Here is a 3,605-nt window from a genome sequence, read left to right on the forward strand (position 1 = left end):
CTTAGTGTCCAAGTTCACTAAGGGGCTAAAGAGAATGTTTACTGGAATCTTGACTGTATATACTTACTGGGAAAGTAGAACTAAATGGTTTATTAGTTTGCTTTTTAAGCGCAGGAACAGTAGCACTAGGCTTTCTGGCTAGATATTTAATAAAGAAAGTGCGTAAAAAATGAACACACCTAAAATGAGTCCGGATCTCCTAGACTCATTTATATAAGTTTCATTCACACACTACAGCGTTATCGCATTGCTTAGTTGGCATATGTATAAAATTTCTGAATTTTGTGCAAATGTCCAGCCCTCCGATTCGCAGAAACGGCCGTTTTTAGCCTTCAGCGCCGATTAGCCTTTCGTGGAACAATACAAAAAAGCAGAGATTCAGTTTTTCTCGTACGAAAATACCAGCGAAAAATCAGGTGCATGATTTCTTTCCTATTTATCCTAGCACCTTATAAAGATTGATCAAACAACCTATCGGGAATAAAAAGAAAACGCTCAGCTTCACGAAATACATGATCGGCCAATAAAAAACGGATAATGCTTTTTATAACTCTCTTGCTTGTTAGGAATGAGAATGACCTACTTTAGCAGTAAGCTTCCACCAAATACCAAGTATACCTATCTACAATATAAACTATGTAAAATTTTGGTTAGGTGTAATGAATTTCACATCTTTCCGGGTCAACCTGTTCTACCATAGAGGGGTGATACGCCGTGCTGGGCAGACCACTTTGGTCGGAACAGTTACGCTGCCCCAAACCAGCTACACAGGCTGTCTGGCATGCGCGGCAAGCACGCCTTTATTTTGATTCGAAGCGGAGTGTCCAGATGTTGAATCCCGAATGGGAATACCGTGAGCGCATAAGGAAGCTAGCCGTATGCATTGTTAAGCATTACCGGGGAAAAGGGCCAGATAACGTTAAGGTTTCACTGGATTCGCCGCTCCGGATTACGGTAGAAATTCGAGGCACCTTGTCCAACCTGTCTGAAATTCTCGTTCATGAAGGGGCCGAGGACAAGGTCAGGGAATATTGGAACGTCCTTCGTCCCTATCTGGAAAAGGAGTTTATGAGCGAAGCGGAAAAAACACTCGGCAGTCCCTTCACTTACACCTGGGAGGTCTGCCCCTCCGTCCATGGAGACGGACATATTATCATTACTCTTGAACTACAACACATACACCGGTTGGATTAGCGGGAAGGAGCTTGTCTCCTCGCTCGCGGATAAGCCAGTACAGGATGCAGCGTAAAGCGGCATTTTTGTATTGGCTTTTTTTCATGTTACGAGCTTCATCTATTTCATATAAAAAGAGGTGCTGCACACATGGCAGACAAGGTATTAACAGTATGTCCCTACTGCGGAAGCGGTTGCCAGCTTAATTTACTGGTAGACAAGGGACAGGTAATTGGCGCAGAGCCGGCTAATGGTCGTACAAATGAAGGCACACTGTGTCTGAAAGGACACTATGGATGGGATTTTCTGAATGACCCGCAGATTCTGACTGCACGCTTGCGCAAGCCTATGATTCGCAAAAATGGAGTCATGGAGGAAGTGGAGTGGGAGGAAGCCATTCAATATACGGCCGAACGGCTGTCTGTAATTAAGGAAAAATACGGACCTGACTCCATTATGGGAACGGGCTCGGCACGCGGTCCGGGAAATGAAGCCAATTATGTTATGCAAAAGTTCATGCGGGCGGTCATTGGCACAAACAATATTGACCATTGCGCCCGTGTCTGTCACGGACCTTCAGTGGCAGGTTTGACATATTCACTCGGGGATGGAGCCATGTCCAACTCTATTCCTGAAATTGAACATTCTGATCTTCTTTTCGTGTTTGGATATAATGCACCTGAAGCCCATCCGATCGTCGCAAGACGCATTGTCGCTGCCAAGCAAAGAGGTGCCAAAATTATTGTATGCGATCCGCGCATGACTGAAACTGGACGCATTTCAGATATGTGGCTACCTCTAAAAGGCGGTTCAAACATGGCTTTGGTAAATGCCTTTGGTCATGTGCTTGTGCATGAAGGACTGTACGACAAACGATATGTGGAAGCAAATACAGAAGGTTTCGCCGAATATGTAGAAAGCATTAAAAAATATACGCCCGAATATGCAGAAGGCATTACGGGGGTCAAGGCGGCTGACATTCGGGCAGCTATGAGGGAATATGCGAAGGCCCCTACCGCTACCATTCTGTATGGAATGGGCGTATGTCAATTTTCACAGGCCGTTGACGTGGTGAAAGGGCTTGCTTCCCTTGCACTGTTAACCGGGAATCTGGGCAAGCCGAATGTGGGTATTGGACCTGTACGGGGACAAAACAATGTTCAGGGCTCCTGCGACATGGGCGCATTGCCGAATGTGTATCCTGGCTATCAGGATGTAACGGACACCGCCGTTCGCAAAAAATTTGAAAAAGCATGGGGTGTTGAGCTGCCGCGTAAAAAAGGATATCCACTTACGGAGGTGCCACACCTCATCCTGAAGGAGAACAAGCTGAAAGCTTATTATATTTTCGGCGAGGACCCTGTACAAAGTGATCCGAACGCCGCCGAGTTACGTGAAGCGCTAGACCAATTGGAATTTGTCGTGGTGCAGGATATTTTCATGAACAAAACGGCGCTGCACGCCGATGTCATCCTCCCTTCTACTGCCTGGGGCGAGCATGACGGTGTATATTCTTCGGCAGACCGGGGCTTCCAGCGCATCCGCAAGGCCGTCGAGCCGCAGGGCGATGTTAAGCCAGACTGGGCCATTATTAGCGAGGTTGCTACCGCGATGGGCTACCCTATGTCCTATGCAAATACGGAGGAAATTTGGGATGAAATGCGGAGCCTCAGCCCATTATTCGCTGGCGCCAGCTACCAAAAAATGGAGGAACAAGGCGGCGTCCAATGGCCCTGCCCTACAGAGGATCATCCAGGCACACCGTATTTGTACAAAGGCAATCAATTTTCCACGCCTAGTGGTAAAGGCCGATTATTCGCCTGCGAATGGCGCCCACCACAAGAACAACCGGATGCAAAATATCCGCTTGTCTTGTCTACAGTTCGTGAGGTAGGCCATTACTCCGTGCGTACCATGACTGGCAATTGCCGTGCGCTACGCCAGCTGTCTGATGAGCCTGGCTTTATTCAGATTAGCCCGGAAGACGGAGCAGATCTGAATATACTGGATGGCGAAATTGTCGCCATATCCTCCCGTCGTGGACGCATTATGGCCCGGGCACAAATCAGTGATCGTGTACAAAAAGGGGCGACCTACATGACTTATCACTGGTGGGTTGGAGCATGTAATGAGCTGACCGCTGATTTTCTCGATCCGGTATCCAAAACCCCGGAATTAAAATACTGTGCCATCCGTCTGGAACGGATTGCCGACCAAGCTCAGGCTGAACGTGATGTACATGAATCATACCAACGGATTCGTAGACAGATGAACGTCCATGAAGCTGTTTTGGCTGATAAGGTGACGAGATGAGCGGCGCACGGGACACGCTACACCGTCCGTTGAGTAGAATGGGAGCAGCAGATAGAACAAGTACTGTTGCCTCCTCCTTCGTAGTCGCAGACGGTGGGCAATGTATCGGCTGGCAAAAC

At 47.8% G+C, this 3,605-nt stretch carries 2 protein-coding genes and 1 pseudogene; 2 read left to right on the plus strand and 1 reads right to left on the minus strand.

Annotated elements, in window-relative coordinates; translation table 11 throughout:
• Window positions 1–449 precede the first annotated feature (449 nt).
• Window positions 450–548 (minus strand): annotated as a pseudogene (locus L693_RS32365) (DUF2935 domain-containing protein); the annotation flags it as partial.
• 166 nt (window positions 549–714) lie between these two features.
• Between L693_RS32365 and L693_RS0108300 the strand changes: the two are divergent.
• Together L693_RS0108300 and fdhF are read left to right on the plus strand one after the other, a co-directional pair.
• On the plus strand, window positions 715–1,194 hold the full coding sequence (locus L693_RS0108300) for a DUF2294 domain-containing protein (protein ID WP_231503570.1): 480 nt from the start codon (window positions 715–717) through the stop codon (window positions 1,192–1,194).
• 129 nt (window positions 1,195–1,323) lie between these two features.
• Window positions 1,324–3,486, plus strand: coding sequence for a formate dehydrogenase subunit alpha (fdhF, locus tag L693_RS0108305; protein ID WP_025716864.1), 2,163 nt, complete (start codon window positions 1,324–1,326; stop codon window positions 3,484–3,486).
• Window positions 3,487–3,605: the final 119 nt, after the last annotated feature.

This window comes from Paenibacillus sp. 1-18, from assembly GCF_000520755.1.
Taxonomy (GTDB): Bacteria; Bacillota; Bacilli; order Paenibacillales; family Paenibacillaceae; genus Paenibacillus; species Paenibacillus brasilensis.

Coding starts and splice junctions, on each gene's coding strand:
- fdhF (WP_025716864.1), top strand. CDS start 1,324: ATGGCAGACAAGGTATTAACAGTATGTCCCTACTGCGGAAGCGGTTGC.